Annotated in this window: 16 protein-coding genes and 1 tRNA gene; 11 read left to right on the top strand and 6 right to left on the bottom strand. The window is 48.4% G+C overall.

The window, feature by feature from the left end:
- Window positions 1–22: 22 nt before the first annotated feature.
- From ACFPK9_RS12170 to ilvD, 3 genes are all read right to left on the bottom strand, one after another.
- Window positions 23–190, bottom strand: coding sequence for a hypothetical protein (locus tag ACFPK9_RS12170; RefSeq protein ID WP_377095177.1), 168 nt, complete (start codon window positions 188–190; stop codon window positions 23–25).
- A 60-nt stretch (window positions 191–250) separates the two neighbouring features.
- A complete protein-coding gene (locus ACFPK9_RS12165) occupies window positions 251–412 on the bottom strand; it encodes a hypothetical protein (protein ID WP_377095176.1) in 162 nt (53 codons plus the stop codon).
- 129 nt (window positions 413–541) lie between these two features.
- Complete coding sequence (gene ilvD, locus ACFPK9_RS12160) at window positions 542–2,251, bottom strand: dihydroxy-acid dehydratase (RefSeq protein WP_377095175.1); 1,710 nt, start codon at window positions 2,249–2,251, stop codon at window positions 542–544.
- A 279-nt stretch (window positions 2,252–2,530) separates the two neighbouring features.
- Between ilvD and serA the strand changes: the two genes are divergently transcribed.
- The 5 genes from serA to ACFPK9_RS12135 all read left to right on the top strand — a co-directional run bounded on the left by serA (window position 2,531) and on the right by ACFPK9_RS12135 (window position 7,159).
- The gene (serA, locus tag ACFPK9_RS12155; RefSeq protein ID WP_377095174.1) at window positions 2,531–4,129 is read left to right on the top strand and encodes a phosphoglycerate dehydrogenase; all 1,599 of its coding nucleotides are present in this window, start codon (window positions 2,531–2,533) and stop codon (window positions 4,127–4,129) included.
- Between the two features lie 86 nt (window positions 4,130–4,215).
- Window positions 4,216–4,290 (top strand) — tRNA-Val (locus ACFPK9_RS12150).
- Between the two features lie 430 nt (window positions 4,291–4,720).
- Window positions 4,721–5,569 (top strand): formyltetrahydrofolate deformylase, encoded by an 849-nt coding sequence (gene purU / locus ACFPK9_RS12145; protein WP_377095173.1) that lies wholly within the window; start codon window positions 4,721–4,723, stop codon window positions 5,567–5,569.
- Window positions 5,570–5,652: 83 nt separating this feature from the next.
- The gene (locus ACFPK9_RS12140) at window positions 5,653–6,225 is read left to right on the top strand and encodes a hypothetical protein (protein ID WP_377095172.1); all 573 of its coding nucleotides are present in this window, start codon (window positions 5,653–5,655) and stop codon (window positions 6,223–6,225) included.
- Window positions 6,226–6,532: 307 nt separating this feature from the next.
- Window positions 6,533–7,159: a hypothetical protein gene (locus ACFPK9_RS12135; protein WP_377095171.1), complete on the top strand. Its 627-nt coding sequence runs from the start codon at window positions 6,533–6,535 to the stop codon at window positions 7,157–7,159.
- Between the two features lie 489 nt (window positions 7,160–7,648).
- Here ACFPK9_RS12135 and ahcY read toward each other — a convergent pair whose 3' ends face one another.
- Both ahcY and metK read right to left on the bottom strand, forming a co-directional pair.
- The gene (gene ahcY / locus ACFPK9_RS12130) at window positions 7,649–9,079 is read right to left on the bottom strand and encodes an adenosylhomocysteinase (protein WP_377095170.1); all 1,431 of its coding nucleotides are present in this window, start codon (window positions 9,077–9,079) and stop codon (window positions 7,649–7,651) included.
- Between the two features lie 36 nt (window positions 9,080–9,115).
- On the bottom strand, window positions 9,116–10,294 hold the full coding sequence (gene metK / locus ACFPK9_RS12125; protein ID WP_377095169.1) for a methionine adenosyltransferase: 1,179 nt from the start codon (window positions 10,292–10,294) through the stop codon (window positions 9,116–9,118).
- Between the two features lie 67 nt (window positions 10,295–10,361).
- Between metK and ACFPK9_RS12120 the strand changes: the two genes are divergently transcribed.
- From ACFPK9_RS12120 to ACFPK9_RS12110, 3 genes are read left to right on the top strand one after another with little or no spacing between them, the layout of a single operon-like run.
- Window positions 10,362–11,282: an ArsR/SmtB family transcription factor gene (locus ACFPK9_RS12120; protein WP_377095168.1), complete on the top strand. Its 921-nt coding sequence runs from the start codon at window positions 10,362–10,364 to the stop codon at window positions 11,280–11,282.
- Window positions 11,283–11,297: 15 nt separating this feature from the next.
- The gene (locus tag ACFPK9_RS12115) at window positions 11,298–12,074 is read left to right on the top strand and encodes a phosphodiester glycosidase family protein (RefSeq protein WP_377095167.1); all 777 of its coding nucleotides are present in this window, start codon (window positions 11,298–11,300) and stop codon (window positions 12,072–12,074) included.
- Window positions 12,071–12,682 (top strand): hypothetical protein, encoded by a 612-nt coding sequence (locus tag ACFPK9_RS12110; RefSeq protein WP_377095166.1) that lies wholly within the window; start codon window positions 12,071–12,073, stop codon window positions 12,680–12,682. The genes ACFPK9_RS12115 and ACFPK9_RS12110 overlap by 4 nt, the downstream gene beginning before the upstream one ends.
- 12 nt (window positions 12,683–12,694) lie before the next feature.
- Here the strand turns inward: ACFPK9_RS12110 and ACFPK9_RS12105 are convergent, their stop codons facing one another.
- Complete coding sequence (locus ACFPK9_RS12105) at window positions 12,695–13,243, bottom strand: HPP family protein (protein WP_377095164.1); 549 nt, start codon at window positions 13,241–13,243, stop codon at window positions 12,695–12,697.
- 141 nt (window positions 13,244–13,384) lie between these two features.
- On the opposite strand from ACFPK9_RS12105, the gene ACFPK9_RS12100 reads away from it, so the two are divergent.
- From ACFPK9_RS12100 to ACFPK9_RS12090, 3 genes are all read left to right on the top strand, one after another.
- Entirely contained in the window at window positions 13,385–13,849 is a 465-nt protein-coding gene (locus ACFPK9_RS12100) for a helix-turn-helix domain-containing protein (RefSeq protein WP_377095163.1), read from the top strand.
- Window positions 13,850–13,951: 102 nt separating this feature from the next.
- Complete coding sequence (locus ACFPK9_RS12095; protein ID WP_377095162.1) at window positions 13,952–14,890, top strand: hypothetical protein; 939 nt, start codon at window positions 13,952–13,954, stop codon at window positions 14,888–14,890.
- 100 nt (window positions 14,891–14,990) lie between these two features.
- Window positions 14,991–15,263: a type B 50S ribosomal protein L31 gene (locus ACFPK9_RS12090; RefSeq protein ID WP_377095161.1), complete on the top strand. Its 273-nt coding sequence runs from the start codon at window positions 14,991–14,993 to the stop codon at window positions 15,261–15,263.
- Window positions 15,264–15,268: the final 5 nt, after the last annotated feature.

Raw genomic sequence — 15,268 nt, 5'->3', positions numbered from 1 at the left:
GAGCCTTATCATTAGTGATTACTCATCCGGCGCCACTGACCTGCAGCATGTATGCTGCTTGGGGCACTGCCTGATCGTGTTCTTCAAGCGAGACAAAATTAACTGGCCCTTTGGCAAAGGCTTCTTTCAGTTTTTCTTCCTCAAGCTTGTGACCGTCTTTCATAAAAACGGTGGTTCTAAGACCTGACATTTTGAAGGACTCAACGCCTTTCTGACTTCCAATGGCCGCACGGACCGCTCTGTCAGCGCCTCATCCACCGCCTTTAGCGGTGACAATGAAGACCTTCATTGTCTCATTTGTTGCTGCAGTTTCTGCAGCCGTATCGTTTTGGACTTCAGCTGTTACAACCACAGTGGAGAAACCACTGAATGCTGCCACAGAGAAAGCCGCTACTAGATATTTTGCTTTCATAGCGAGTGTAAGATACCCCTTTAAGGAATTTATTCCAAAAGAATTACGCAAAAAAAGCGCAACCTCTTCACGAAGCTGCGCTTTCTAAAAACTGTAAACTAGCAACTAAGAACTGCCAGCTCCGCTGGCTTAAAGCCCTGAGTCAGTAACCGCACCTTTCGATGCTGATTCTGTAAGCTTCGCATACTTAGCGAGCACTCCACGACGGTAACGCGGCTCAGGTTGTACCCACTCAGCTTTACGCGCTGCGAGTTCTTCATCACTTAGGTCGACGTTGATTTCATTGTTCTCAGCATCGATCGTGATTGTATCGCCGTCTTTAAGCAGGCCGATAGTTCCGCCGACATAAGCTTCTGGAGTAATGTGACCCACCACAAAACCGTGGGAACCACCGGAGAAACGACCATCAGTAATCAGCGCCACGCTGTCACCAAGACCACGGCCCATCACCGCTGCAGTTGGCCCAAGCATTTCACGCATACCTGGACCACCTTTTGGTCCTTCGCGACGCACAACAATCACATCGCCCGGCTTAATCTCGCCAGCGAGAATTGCTTTCATTGAATCTTCTTCAGAATCGAAACAACGCGCGGAACCAGTGAAACTAAGACCTTCGTTACCTGAAATTTTTGCCACAGAACCTTCGGACGCGAGGTTTCCGTAGAGAATGCGAAGATGGCTGTCCTTCTTCTTCGGCTTGTCGAGAGGAAGGATAATCTTCTGGTCTTCTGGATAGTAGAGATCAGAGTTCGCAAGGTTCTCCGCCATGGTCTTACCAGTCACTGTCATACAATCACCGTGCAGCAAGCCAGCTTCGAGCAGGATACGCATGAGCGGAATAGTTCCACCGATGCGAACCAAATCAGCCATCACGTACTTACCAGAAGGCTTAAGATCAGCCACCACTGGCACGCGCTTACCAATTTCAGTAAAGTCATCGATTGAAAGCTCTACATTCGCCGCATGCGCCATCGCAAGAAGGTGCAACACTGCGTTCGTAGAACCACCGAGAGCAATCACCACGGTAATCGCGTTTTCAAATGCCTTACGTGTCATGATGTCGCTCGGGCGAATTCCCTTATCGATCATGTTCACAACCGCAGCACCAGCGTCGAAACAGTCCATCATCTTGTCATCGCCCACCGCATTTTGCGCAGAGCTATTTGGCAAAGACATCCCGAGAGCTTCGATAGCACTAGCCATCGTATTTGCTGTGTACATTCCACCGCAAGAACCAGCACCTGGGATTGCACAGCTTTCTACAGTCTGTAGTTCACCATCGTCGAATTCACCACTCGCGTGCTTACCAACAGCTTCAAATACTGAAACCACATCGAGGTCTTTATTTTCACCCTTAACTGAAGCACAGCCCGGCAGAATCGTACCTCCATAAATAAATACAGCAGGGCGATTGAGTCGCGAGATCGCGATCATGCAACCCGGCATATTCTTATCACAGCCACCGACAGCTACGAGACCATCCATTCCTTCGCCTCCTACTACGGTCTCGATAGAATCCGCAATCACTTCGCGTGAAACCAAGGAATACTTCATTCCCTCAGTACCCATTGAAATACCATCGGAAACGGTAATAGATCCAAAAGTAAGCGCTTTACCACCAGCTGCATTCGCACCATTTGAGGCTTCCACTGCAAGCTTATCGAGGTGGATGTTACAAGGTGTCACTTCACTCCAGAGGGAGGCAATCGCCACCTGTGGTTTTTCAAAGTCTTCTTTTTCAAAGCCTACTGCGTAGAGCATCGCACGGCTCGGTGCGCGGTCATCACCATCCACTACCTGTGAGGAAAAAGGACGGCGGTTATTTTCGTATGGATTCATAATCGTACTGCGTGAAATTTCGAGTCCGTGAATCTCATCCAATAGTAGATATAGGTCAAGCACGAGGATGCATGCTGACATCTTTATCCTGCTCAGTCTCCTGCCAGACCTAGGACTAACACTTAAATTATCCTAAATGATTAGCCGACACTGTGAGCACTTCCTGCGCTCATCTCCACAGCCCTTGAAGTAGGCCTCTGCGGAGTATGTCACAGAAAGTTGCCCCTGTGACACGCAGGATCTTTGACAAGTCCAATTCATGAAATTAATAAATGACGCATGTCCACCAAGCGCATTCTCGTATCAGACCCGATTTCTGAAATCGGTGTAGAAGCTCTCAGCCAGCACCCAGACCTTCAAGTTGACGTAAATACAGGCCTCACACCTGAAGCTCTCCTTGAAGTCATCGGTGACTACGACGGCCTCATTATTCGTTCTCAAACTAAAGTAACTCGCGAAGTTCTCGAAGCTGCAAAGAACCTCAAGGTCATCGGCCGTGCAGGTGTCGGTGTTGACAACGTCGACCGCGAAGCTGCTACCGACCACGGCGTGATCGTCATGAACACCCCAACTGGAAACACCATTTCCACTGCTGAACTCGCCTTTACACTCATGCTCTCAGCAGCACGTAACATCGGCCCAGGCCACGCAGGCGTACTCGCTGGTGAATTCCCTGCTGCACGTAAAGCATTCAAAGGTATCGAAATCTACCAAAAGCGCCTCGCTGTCATCGGCATGGGCCGCATCGGTACTGAGTTCGTCAAACGCGCTCAAGCATTTGGCATGACCGTTGCTGCTTTTGACCCATTCCTCACCCAAGCGCGTGCTGACCAACTCAAAGTCGAACTCGCTGATTCTCCAGACGCTGCTCTCAAAGGTGCGGACTTCGTCACACTTCACGTGCCAATGACTCCAGACACTAAGCACATTATCAATGCTGACCGTCTCGCTCTCATGAATAAAGGCGCAATCGTTGTCAACTGTGCACGTGGTGGTCTCATCGACGAGCCAGCACTCCGTGCAGCAATCGATTCAGGTCACATCGCAGGTTGTGGTCTCGACGTATTCGAAGACGAGCCACCGTCCTCTGACCACATTCTTTTCGACCTTCCTAAGCACACAGCTTTCACACCACACCTTGGTGCGTCTACTAACGAAGCCCAGGAAAATGTCGGCATCCAGGTCGCTGAACAACTCCGTGACTTCCTCACTTCCGGTGAAATTCGCAATGCCATCAACATGCCATCACTCGACGCAGCAGCGCTCGAAGACATCGGCGACTACCTCGGTCTCGCCAAGTCGCTCGGTAAATTCCTCGCTAAACTAGGACCTGCGAATCCAGATTCCATCCGCGTCTCCTACCACGGTGCAATTGCGGACAAGGACACACCACTCGTATCCCGTACAGTCCTCCACGGTTTCCTCGCATCATCCCGCGAAGACGTGAACATCGTCAACTGCCCAGCGATCGCTAAAGAGCTCGGTCTTGAACTCGTCGAATCTACAATCAATGCTACCACTGAGTACTCCGAACTCGTGGTCGTTGAACTCAGAAAAGGTGAAGAGCGCTTCCGCCTCGCTGGTTCCATCATCGGCAAGTCACCGCGCATCGTCGAAATCGACAAACTCTACGTCGACACCAATATCGAAGGCAACTTCCTCATTGTACGTAACGATGACCGCCCTGGTATCGTTGGTCTCGTCGGTACAGCTCTCGCAGCTCACAACCTCAACATTGCAAACCTCTCACTTGCTCGCAACAAGACAGAAGGAAATGCTCTCAGCGTGATTGAGCTCGACTCACCTGCGTCTGAAGAGCTTCTCGCTGAGCTCAATGCCGCAGCTGGTGTCCTCTCAGCAAAAGCAATCGAGATTTAAGCAAAAAAATGCTTGCAAGCTTCTAGCGAGAACACTAGTTTCCCGCCCGCAGCACGAGCCCTTAAAAGCTCAGCAAGCATCAAAAAGCGCGATTAGCTCAGTGGTAGAGCAATGCCTTGACATGGCAGAGGTCACAAGTTCAAATCTTGTATTGCGCACCATTTTACCGAGGGTCTTTGAGTAACATCAAAGGCCCTCTTTTTTTCTGATCAAAAAGCACTCTCTTTCTCCAGCAGGCATAGAAAAACCGCCTCGAATTGCTCCGAGACGGTTTTATCCTACACAATGAAAACATGAAGAAATGCACTAGCATCTGCTACATGTCTTTTAATACGGAGCACACATCTCCATTTATCATCTTTCTCACCTTTTTTTTATTTTCTCAGTTTTTCTGCGAACAGTTCACTCCCTCACCTACACTCACCTGCACTCACTTCAGTCAAACCATAGGCCATCGACCATTTTATGAAACTCTTCCTCACTTGCTACTATTCATAAGATTCGGCCAAGGCATTGAAAAAAGTACCTTTTTCGCCCATTTATAGACCAATCCAAGATTGACCAATCGCTGCACCGAATCCACAACTACGCATGCTCATTCTGAAACTCTCCTGTCCTGACCAACCCAGCATCGTTGCGAAGATTGCCAGCTATGTCGCTTCACATAATGGCAACCTGTTAGAGTTCAACCAATTCACCAATAGCATCGACAGCAAATTTTTTGCGCGTCTCGAAATCGACACTACCGAGCTCGATGTCGAACTCGATTCCTTTATCAAAGGTTTCAGCGTGCTAGGCGAAGCCCTCAAGGCCGATTGGCATTTCCGCGAAGCACCCTTCAAGCTCCGCACTGCCATTCTCGTCACCAAGACCACGCACTGCCTCAACGAGATTCTCTGGCGCGTCAGCGAAAACGATCTACCACTGGAAATCACTTCCATCATCGGCAACCGCGACCACTGTAAAACGATTGCTGAAAAAGAAGGGATCCCTTTCCACCAAATCGACATGGACGGTGACAAAAAAGATCAAGGCTTCCAGCAGATCGCCCAGATCCTACGCGACGAAAACGTCCAACTCAGCATCCTCGCCCGCTTCATGCAAATCCTCCCAGATTGGTTCTGCGGAGAATTCTCCGGTAAGCTGATCAATATCCACCACTCTTTCCTCCCCGCCTTCATCGGCGCGAACCCCTACCGCCAAGCGTACGACCGCGGAGTCAAACTCATCGGCGCTACCTGCCATTACGTCACCAGTGACCTCGATGCAGGCCCGATCATCGAACAAGAAGTGAAGCGCGTTCTTCACTCCCACTCACCAGCCGACCTTATGCGACTCGGCCGCGACTGCGAACGCATCGCCCTAGCACGCGGTATTCGCTACCACGCGTACGACCGCACCATCATCGATGGCAACCGCGCCATAGTCTTCGAAGATTAAGTTTTCTTAGTCTTTAATGAAGCTATCTCTATCAATATCTTCCTTCTCGTCAGAACCAGCCTCATTTGTTAGATTACCTCGCAATGAAAAAGCTCATAATTCTATTGCTAGCATCTAGTAGTCTCAGCTTCGCCGACACAAAGGAAGAAATTGCTCAAATTCGCAAGCAATACAACAAAATCGAATCCGCTAAAGATCTTGAAATCACAAAGATTCTTACCAAGGAAGACGCTGCACCGAATTTAGGAATCATCACTCGCTTTACCAATAGCGCAGGTATCCTAGTGAAACAAACTATTGAATGGGGCGGTGACCACGGAGGAGTCAGCCGCACCGCCTACTTCCTCAATGGCGAAATATTCTTCATTTACTCTAGTATGAGCTCGTGGCAATTCGATCCATCCTCTGATCCAGACAGTCCAAGCACCATAGAAACGCTACGAGAAGAGCGTCACTACTTCAGTAATGATACATGCATTCGAGCTCTAGAAAAAGAAGCTTCATCAAAAGATTATAAAGAAGCGCTCAAACAACTCAAAGCCCAGTCAAATAAAGAGATGAACGATATGGAGAGCGCTGAAGCCCACCTCAAAGAAGCTTACACCATGCTTAAAATCCAAGATCACAAAGAACTTGAAGAGTATATGGCGCTATAATCCGCATAAACCAGAACTCACATCGGCATCCATATCATGGAAAACATAGAATCTACCAAACTTCTTTCGCAATACATAGATGCTATGTGCAGCCCTAGCTGATCATCAAAAACCTCCTCCGCGAATCAACGACAACTGCGACTAAGTGCTCTCCCACTATCGAATCAACAAAAAATCATCTAAAGTATTCACAATAAACGATTATTGACTATCATCACATAACCCACTAACAGCTCTATACGAGATCAATGATCTGCATTCGTTCCTTAAAAATATCACACAGTATTAGAACATCCACACACATCAAATGAAACCTTTTTTCTCTTCCATAGGTCTAGCTCTGATCATCACATCTTCCAGTAATCTATTTGCAGCCACAACGGTAACCCTTGATTTCCAAAGCGCAGCTCTCGGTTCCTTCACATCAGCAACTCCTCTACAAGTTGCAGATGGGATCGGCGGCACGTGGACTCTTACTCCTTCAACAACACCTGGTACTACATACTCAATTATTGATAAAGGAGGAGACCGCGAACTTCGCCTTACTGATATTGGAAGTACTGCTGGTTCTTTCGTTATTGACATCACTCACTCCAGCGGAGCTTTTACGCAGCTGTCAGGAGGTACATATGAGGCTACGATAGGTTTAAATATAGGAAACTTTACGTATCAAAATGGATCTTACTTGATTTTTTCCGATAGCAACCCTATCTCTACTGCTATCGATAGTCCCATCACTTTTGGAGCTCAAACTCCAACTAACTTTGCACGTTTTACTGGTAATGGAATTTTTAGCTCAGGCAGCAACGTACAAATCGATATAGACGAACTCGTTTTTTCGGTCTCTTCAACAATTCCAGAGCCTTGTAGTTCTTCACTTTTATGTTTTAGCGGCATACTTCTTATTGCCCGAAGAACTCGTTCAGCGTCTTAGCTCAGCGAGATTATACGGCTTTGAGTAAGCGAGAGGCCGTGTCATCTCTCCATTGAGTTAGCACTCACTCAAAGTCGGACATGTATAAGCCACGGCTTCCACATGTACCCAACTTCTTCGCTAAGCAAAAAGGCCGCCTCTTTCGAGACGACCTTTACCTACACAAAATTGACATTAACAGGGGGTGTAAGCTCCTATGATATGAATAACTACATAGACAAAGCGGCGACCTAATTGCCCTTTGTCTAAATTGTTCTTTATTTTTAATAAAAATATTTTTTTGGGGGGTAATAGCTTCTTTTCGGCAGAGTTCTGTAAACACTCTAGTGCACAGTGTGAAAACAATCGAACACGCCAAACCTCAAAACGAAGCTACAGCGCCCCAAAAATAAAAAGCGCCATCCCGAGTGAACGGAACAGCGCTAAAATAATATCATATACTAGCTCTTCGCCTCTATACGAACGACATACTAAAATAGCATAGCCGATTTAGTAACGATAGTGATCTGGCTTGTACGGGCCCTCCACAGGGACACTGATGTAATCAGCCTGCGCCTGAGAAAGTGTGGTGAGCTTAGCTCCAATTTTGTTGAGGTGAAGACGAGCCACTTCCTCGTCAAGGTGCTTTGGAAGCACTTTCACTTCACCCGCTTTGTAAGCTTCTTTGTTCTTCCAGAGATCGATCTGCGCGAGTGTTTGGTTCGCGAAAGAGTTAGACATCACGAAAGATGGATGCCCTGTCGCACAACCCAAGTTCACGAGGCGACCTTCAGCCAACATGTAAAGGCTATTGCCTGTCGGGAAAGTGTACTTATCTACCTGAGGCTTGATGTTAAGACGCTCAACACCTGAAGCGGAATTGAGAGCTTCCATCTGAATCTCGTTGTCAAAGTGGCCAATGTTACAGACGATCGCCTGATCCTTCATCTTCTCCATATGCTCGAGACGGATAATGTCATAGTTGCCCGTAGTGGTCACATAAATGTCAGCCCAGCCGAGAGTGTCTTCGACAGTAAGCACACGGTAACCTTCCATCGCAGCTTGAAGCGCACAGATTGGGTCGACCTCAGTCACCACCACTTGTGCACCTTGACCGCGAAGCGCCTGAGCACAACCTTTACCTACGTCACCATAACCACAAACGACAGCAACCTTACCTGAGATCATCACGTCCGTGGCACGCTTGATGCCGTCCACCAGTGACTCACGGCAACCATAGAGGTTATCGAACTTAGACTTCGTTACCGAGTCATTCACATTGATTGCTGGAACCAGAAGTTTTCCTTCCTTCGCCATCTGATAGAGACGGTGCACACCCGTAGTCGTTTCTTCAGAAACACCTTTCCAGTCTGCGAGAATCTTTGCAAAAATGCCAGGCTTCTCAGCGTGTACCTTTTTGAGGAGATTTTTAATCACCTGCTCTTCTTCAGAACCAGCTGGCTCGTTCACCCAGTCAGAACCGTTTTCAAGCTCGTAACCTTTGTGGATAAAAAGAGTCGCGTCGCCACCATCGTCAACAATGAGTTCAGGCCCTTGACCTTCTGGGCTGAGGATCGCATTCCATGTGCAGTCCCAGTACTCTTCAAGCGTCTCACCCTTCCAGGCAAAAACAGGCACACCTGCTTGTGCGATCGCAGCAGCAGCGTGATCTTGAGTAGAAAAAATGTTACATGAACACCAACGCACGTCAGCACCTAGCTCGACCAGAGTCTCGATCAGCACAGCGGTCTGAATCGTCATGTGAAGTGAACCCATGATGCGCACACCTTGCAGCGGCTTTTCGGCGGAGTACTTCTCACGAATTGCCATGAGACCAGGCATTTCGTGTTCAGCAATATCAATTTCCTTACGACCAAAATCGGCAAGGCTAATGTCGGCGATTTTGTAGTCGCTCGTTTTTTCGAGTGTTGAAGTGGACATAATAATTTCTTTGTTCGTTGTATAAAGTTCCTAAATTTAACCAATAACAGCTTTCAGCGCGTCGACTTTATCCGTCTTCTCCCAAGTGAGAGCATCGAGGTTATCTTCACGTCCGAAGTGCCCATAATTTGTAGTATGCTTATATATGGGACGGAGCAGATTTAGTTGACTGATAATGTCGGCAGGCTTAAAGGAGAAAACTTCTTTCACCGCTTTTTCGATTGCTAGTTCATCAACCTTATTGGTACCGAAGGTATCCACACTGACCGAAACTGGATGCGGGTGCCCAATCGCATAAGCAACCTGAAGTTCTGCACGATCCGCTAGGCCGGCAGCAACGATGTTCTTGGCAACCCAGCGACACATGTAAGCTGCGGAGCGATCCACCTTAGATGGATCTTTCCCTGAAAATGCACCACCTCCATGACGACCAGAGCCTCCATAAGTATCAACAATAATTTTGCGGCCTGTGAGTCCAGCATCGCCTTCAGGTCCACCAATCACAAAAATGCCAGTCGGATTGATCAGAAATTCTGTATCATCAGTCAGCAAGTTTGCTGGAATCACCTTTTCAATAAGATCCTTTTTCAAGATCTCACGAATTTCCGAAGTCGTAATCTCTTTCGAGTGCATGGTAGAAACAACCACCGCTTTCACACGTGTCGGCTTTCCATCCACATATTCCATGGAGACCTGAGTCTTGGAATCAGGACGCAACCATTGATGTTGACCAGATTTACGTAAAGTCGTCAGTTCACGGCCAAGCTTGTGAGAATAGCTGACAGGAGCAGGCATCAACTCAGGTGTCTCATTACATGCGTAACCAAACATGATCCCTTGATCTCCTGCACCTTGCTCCTCAGTCGTCTTATCTTGAAAACCACCTTCGTCCACGCCTTGTGCAATGTCTGGAGATTGCTGACCAATGAGGTTAACGAAGAAAAAGCTATTCGCATTAAACTTACAGTCATCATGGACATAACCAATCTCGCGGATCGCCTTTTCAATCAATGCACGGCTATCAAAATCTGCATGCGTCGTAATCTCGCCTGCAAGACCCACCACATTATCTTTAACAAAAGTTTCGCAAGCCACGCGGCTATTCACGTCCTGCTCTAAACAGGCATCGAGAATACTATCCGAAATAGTATCACAGACTTTGTCTGGATGACCTTCAGTGACGGACTCTGAGGAAAAAATGAATGAACGGCTCATAAAAAATTTAGTGTTGCATCAACGAATCGTGATGTATTGATTTGAAAGACCTATAACTGCTCTACCGATGCCGTCAAATTTAATTTCACTCAAGCTTATCGCCGACTCCACGCGCCTTCGCATTCTCATGCTACTAGAGCACGAAGAACTGAGTGTGGCCGAGCTACAAAGCATCCTGGGCATGGGCCAAAGCCGAATCTCCACTCAGTTAGCAAAGCTGAAAGAAAATACGCTCGTTACCGATCGCCGAGTCGGCAAAAACATCCTCTACTCTTCCTGCGCCAACGAAGAACTCCTCAACGTCGCACGGTTCGCAGCCGAGGAAGTCGATGAAATCAAAACTGATAAAGCAGCCCTCCACCTAGCACTCAAGAAACGCCGCGACCGCGCACGTGCCTATTTCGACGAACTCGCAGGAAAGTTCGGCCGTCAATACGTGCCCGGCCGATCCTGGAAAGGACTCGCCGAAGCCTTCCTGAAAATCCTCAACTACGAAGTCGTCGCCGACCTCGGTGCAGGCGAAGGCACCCTCTCCCAACTCCTCGCTCAGCGAGCAAAAAAAGTCATCGCCATCGACAATGCTCAAAAAATGGTCGAATTCGGTCAACAACTCGCAAAGGAGCACAAACTACCCAACCTCGAATACCGCCTCGGCGATATTGAAAACCCTCCCATCGACCCGAGCAGCGTCGATCTCGCCATTTTTTCCCAAGCCCTCCACCACGCCCAGCACCCCCAGCGCGCCCTCGAACAAGCATTCGCCATCCTCAAACCCGGTGGCACCCTCGTCATCCTCGACCTACTCCAACACAACTTCGAACAAGCCCGCGAAATGTACTACGACACTTGGCTTGGCTTTTCTGAGCTTTCCATCACTCAGATGTTAGAAGATACTGGCTTTGAAAATTGTGAAACAGCCATCGTCGATAAAGAAGACGAACCACCGCACTTTCAAACATTGCTTGCCACAGCCCGCAAGCCAGTCTAACTCCCCGTCACAGAGATGACGTCTTTTCTCCCCATTGTGTTGCTTGCAAGCAGCTTGAGCATAAATGCCCAAGAGGCTCCGCGTGCTATCATTGTTGACGAATCATCCGCCATGACCCATGCGAGCTACCATCACCTCACCTCAGAAGGCGTCTCACTCCACCTCGTTAAATTCAACAGCCGCCACTACCAGCTCGAAGTCATCGATCAAGCCAATGGCCCAGGCAGCCAATGGCCCGATTCTGCCAGTGTTGGAAAATCTCACAAAGCGTTAGCCGTTATCAATGGTGGATTCTTCACCCCCGAAGGCGCACCATTGGGCAAACTCATTGCCTCCGGTACAGATCGTGGTTCAAATAACCCGAGCTCGCTCGGCAGCGGCTTTTATTTTGCCAATGCCGCACATGCCGGTATCGCACGTCGCGCTTCGCTAGAACAAGTGATCAAGCAAGCCAAACCGACACAGCTCCTGCAAACTGGCCCAATGCTCTCATACCGTGGTGAACCTGTCGCGGGTCTTTCCAACGAACAGAGCCGTGCCCGCTCGTTTCTCGCCACCGATGGCTCAAACCTATGGCTCATTGGCTACACGGAATCTGCCACTCTCGCCCAGCTAGGCCAGGCGCTCAGCAGCAAATCGCTGGCTGAGGTCCATATTTACAATGCCATAAACCTCGACGGCGGCCGCTCTTCAGACCTTTGGGTTTCTCCATCTGTCAATAACGGCAACAAAACTTTTCGCGCATTCTGGAACAAACCTGTTCTCAACTTTTTAGCTCTCCAAAAGAAATGATCCGTTCACTCGCCCTTCTCTTCTTCACAACCCTTTACTCATTCGCGCAATATCAAAAGCTCGATGCCCCAATCAATGCTGAAGGCCGTACTCTCTCGTTTCACGTGTTTCATCTAAACGACACTAAAAACACGCTGAAAGTCCACACCTCTCCTGCCACACTCGACCAGCCACTCGATCCACAAAAGCACCTCGCAGCCGTCGCCCTAGGTTCCATTTCTAGTTCCCAATCGTTTTCCTTAAGCATCAATAACGGAACTCCAAGGATCTCACAAAAAAGTGCAGCATCACCAGCCATACGCATAGGCCCCCAATTGCTCAAATCCTCAAAGCCAATCGCTCAGCTCGATAATGATAAGCGAGCACGCCGCACCTTCATTCTCCACGACGGCGGAAACCAATGGGCCATCGGATACGCTCCATCAATTAGCCTTAAACAACTCGCTATCGCGCTCGCTCATGTTTCAAAAAATGGCCCAATACCTTACACCGTAGCCTACCAGCTCAACGATGGCAGCCACTCGTCTATCTGGATTCGCAACGAAGATTACCACCCGCTTTACCTCAAGGAACTTCAAAAGCCCCGAGCAGCACTCAGCGTACAATAGTCCCCCCTAGAGCTACATCCAATACACCGGGTAATGTCTCTTGGGATTTCTCGACATATTGTTTACGAATAAAGCGATCACTAACATCGCTAATGAACCTATCAGCACTGGAGCCAGTACATAGCTATAGCCCAGAGCATGAATCTTCTCTCCGCCAATCACAGCGATCAGTGCCGTCGCACCTCCAGGTGGATGTAAAGTACGCGTCCAATGCATAATCATAATCGCAAAAGACACTGCCGCTGGAGCTGCGAAAATACTTTCATCTCCGATCAACATGTAAACGCTCACCCCCACTATAGCAGAAATTACATGGCCACCTATCAAATTTCTCGGCTGCGAAAACTCTGCTAAAGGAGCTCCATAAACCAGCACAGCAGAAGCCCCAAAAGAACCAATCAAAAAGAGGCTCGATACCCCCATCGGCTCAATGCTTTCACACACAGCCGAAATTAGCAAAATTCCCAAAAAAGCGCCTATCCAGGACCAAATAATTTTCTGCAATGGTAACCTTGGAGGACATGCTCCTGTAGATTTCATTCGATTTAAATAACCCTTCATATCTCGTTGATTCTTTGACTTAGCAACAATCTATCGACGGCCGACTCTCGTCTTTAAACCTCTCCCATAGCGTTCCGCAACCTTTCATTGTGTCAGCTAAGTTCTAACCATAATGGCACATGGTCTGCTCATAGAAACACTATGGCAGGTCGACCCAAAACCTTGATTCAAGTTAGTTCAGCAGATGAAGCCGAACTTAAAAAGTGGATAGAGCATGAAGAGAATCCCTCGTCACTCGCATTCCGGGCCCAGATTATTCTTCTCTCAAACCAAGGAATCAACAATGCAGCAATTGCAAAACGATTAGACATCTCAGCTCACGCCGTAGGTCGCTGGAGAAAGAGATTCATTGAACAAGGACTCAACGGACTACATGACTCCCCTCGGTCTGGAGCTCCGCATACTATTTCTCAAAGCACAATGAATAAAGTCCTCAAACTATGCCGCGAACAAACACAGTCTGGAAAGCCAAAATGGAGTTGTCGCAGTATAGCCAAGCAATGCTCGATCTCGCACGATTCAGTCCACCGAATTAGACAACGAGACAAACTGAAAACCCACAATCACAGCAAACTTCTAACTCAGCGTAGCGATACTTCTAAATGAACACGCGAGCTCTGAATCTATATTTCTAACCAAATCAAGTCACGCGACTTCACGATTGCAATTCCACGCCATTTAAGGAATCTTAAGTATCTACTCTCCCTTATGGCAAACCGTTCGCGCAAGACTACTCGATCAGGCAGACGCTCAACTAGAGCTTCGCTCCATCAGCCGCGCCCTAGCATCTGGGAGTCAATCCAAGGGGCCAACCAACGCGCACAACAACGGGCCAACCAACGCGCTTGGCGACGACAAGGGCTGACATCGGTCAAAGCCGCCATCGCCGACACCAATACGCTCGATGTCTACGAGCTGCCCACCGCTCAGCTCATTCTCCGCAGTCTCCTCGCCTTTCTGTTGCTCGTTCCCAGTGCCATCAGCACCCTCGCGCTCTTCACTATCACCGAGCACACTGGCGATAGCCATTTCTGGACAAACATTGCCCAATCTCGCCCATTTCTCTTCTTTGCCGTCGGAAGTTTTCTGATGACTGGCTGGTTTTACTCTAGGCTCTTCAGCCAATTTTTTCTCTACCTCTACGTGCTCGGCCATGAGCTGACACACGTCATCTTCATCTGTATCTGTGGTGGTCGGGTTTCCGGCTTCAATGTCACCCTCGATGGTGGTTACGTGATGACCAACAAATCAAACGTGCTCATCGCCCTATCTCCTTACTTTGTTCCCTTTTGGTCATTCGTTGTCCTCGCCATTTCATCTCTGCTCAAACTCTTTTGGGACATCCCCTACCACGACTACGCCCTCTACCTAGCTATCGGAGCGACTTGGACCTTCCACCTCGCGTATACTATCTGGATGATCCCGCGCGATCAACCTGACCTCAAAGAAAACGGTACTTTTTTCTCAATCGTCATCATTTATTTAGCCAACGTCCTACTACTCGCAACCATGCTCTGTCTCGTGCCAGGAGGACTCAATTTTAAAAGCTACGCCGTCCATTGGGTAAGCCTATTTAGCCATTTCATGGAATTCTCAGAAGTCCTCATCCAAAAGGCCTCACTCACTGCCCAAAAGCTTAAACTATAAACTTCCGCGCTAAGTTTTGCTAAATAGTTGACAAGGGGGCCAATCTTTGCATTCTCCCCATCCCGCCGCGACGGAAACGTGGCACAACCATATCAATACCATGAAAGCTGATATTCATCCAGATTACCACCCAGTAATCTTCCAAGACATGACTTCTGGAAAGCGTTATTTCACACGTTCCACTAAGAAGTCCGACGTAACTGAAAATGTAGATGGCGTAGATTACTTCGTTATCTCAATGGGCGTTACTGCCGACACTCACCCATTCTACACAGGTAAATCTACCTTCGTTGATACTGAAGGTCGCATCGATAAGTTCCAGAAGCGTTTCGGCGCAGTTCGCCGCGCGAAGAAGCCTTCTCTCAAGGCTTAATTCTG

Source organism: Rubritalea spongiae, assembly GCF_042652385.1.
GTDB classification, from domain to species: domain Bacteria; phylum Verrucomicrobiota; class Verrucomicrobiia; order Verrucomicrobiales; family Akkermansiaceae; genus Rubritalea; species Rubritalea spongiae.
The sequence above is the reverse complement of the archived record's forward strand: the minus strand, read 5'-3'. Positions and strand labels throughout refer to the sequence as shown.

Bases quoted from the DNA above. Each gene is read 5' to 3' on its own strand.
- ACFPK9_RS12170 (WP_377095177.1), bottom strand. From the start codon at position 190: ATGTCAGGTCTTAGAACCACCGTTTTTATGAAAGACGGTCACAAGCTT.
- ACFPK9_RS12165 (WP_377095176.1), bottom strand. From the start codon at position 412: ATGAAAGCAAAATATCTAGTAGCGGCTTTCTCTGTGGCAGCATTCAGT.
- ilvD (WP_377095175.1), bottom strand. From the start codon at position 2,251: ATGAATCCATACGAAAATAACCGCCGTCCTTTTTCCTCACAGGTAGTG.
- serA (WP_377095174.1), top strand. From the start codon at position 2,531: ATGTCCACCAAGCGCATTCTCGTATCAGACCCGATTTCTGAAATCGGT.
- purU (WP_377095173.1), top strand. From the start codon at position 4,721: ATGCTCATTCTGAAACTCTCCTGTCCTGACCAACCCAGCATCGTTGCG.
- ACFPK9_RS12140 (WP_377095172.1), top strand. From the start codon at position 5,653: ATGAAAAAGCTCATAATTCTATTGCTAGCATCTAGTAGTCTCAGCTTC.
- ACFPK9_RS12135 (WP_377095171.1), top strand. From the start codon at position 6,533: ATGAAACCTTTTTTCTCTTCCATAGGTCTAGCTCTGATCATCACATCT.
- ahcY (WP_377095170.1), bottom strand. From the start codon at position 9,079: ATGTCCACTTCAACACTCGAAAAAACGAGCGACTACAAAATCGCCGAC.
- metK (WP_377095169.1), bottom strand. From the start codon at position 10,294: ATGAGCCGTTCATTCATTTTTTCCTCAGAGTCCGTCACTGAAGGTCAT.
- ACFPK9_RS12120 (WP_377095168.1), top strand. From the start codon at position 10,362: ATGCCGTCAAATTTAATTTCACTCAAGCTTATCGCCGACTCCACGCGC.
- ACFPK9_RS12115 (WP_377095167.1), top strand. From the start codon at position 11,298: ATGACGTCTTTTCTCCCCATTGTGTTGCTTGCAAGCAGCTTGAGCATA.
- ACFPK9_RS12110 (WP_377095166.1), top strand. From the start codon at position 12,071: ATGATCCGTTCACTCGCCCTTCTCTTCTTCACAACCCTTTACTCATTC.
- ACFPK9_RS12105 (WP_377095164.1), bottom strand. From the start codon at position 13,243: ATGAAGGGTTATTTAAATCGAATGAAATCTACAGGAGCATGTCCTCCA.
- ACFPK9_RS12100 (WP_377095163.1), top strand. From the start codon at position 13,385: ATGGCAGGTCGACCCAAAACCTTGATTCAAGTTAGTTCAGCAGATGAA.
- ACFPK9_RS12095 (WP_377095162.1), top strand. From the start codon at position 13,952: ATGGCAAACCGTTCGCGCAAGACTACTCGATCAGGCAGACGCTCAACT.
- ACFPK9_RS12090 (WP_377095161.1), top strand. From the start codon at position 14,991: ATGAAAGCTGATATTCATCCAGATTACCACCCAGTAATCTTCCAAGAC.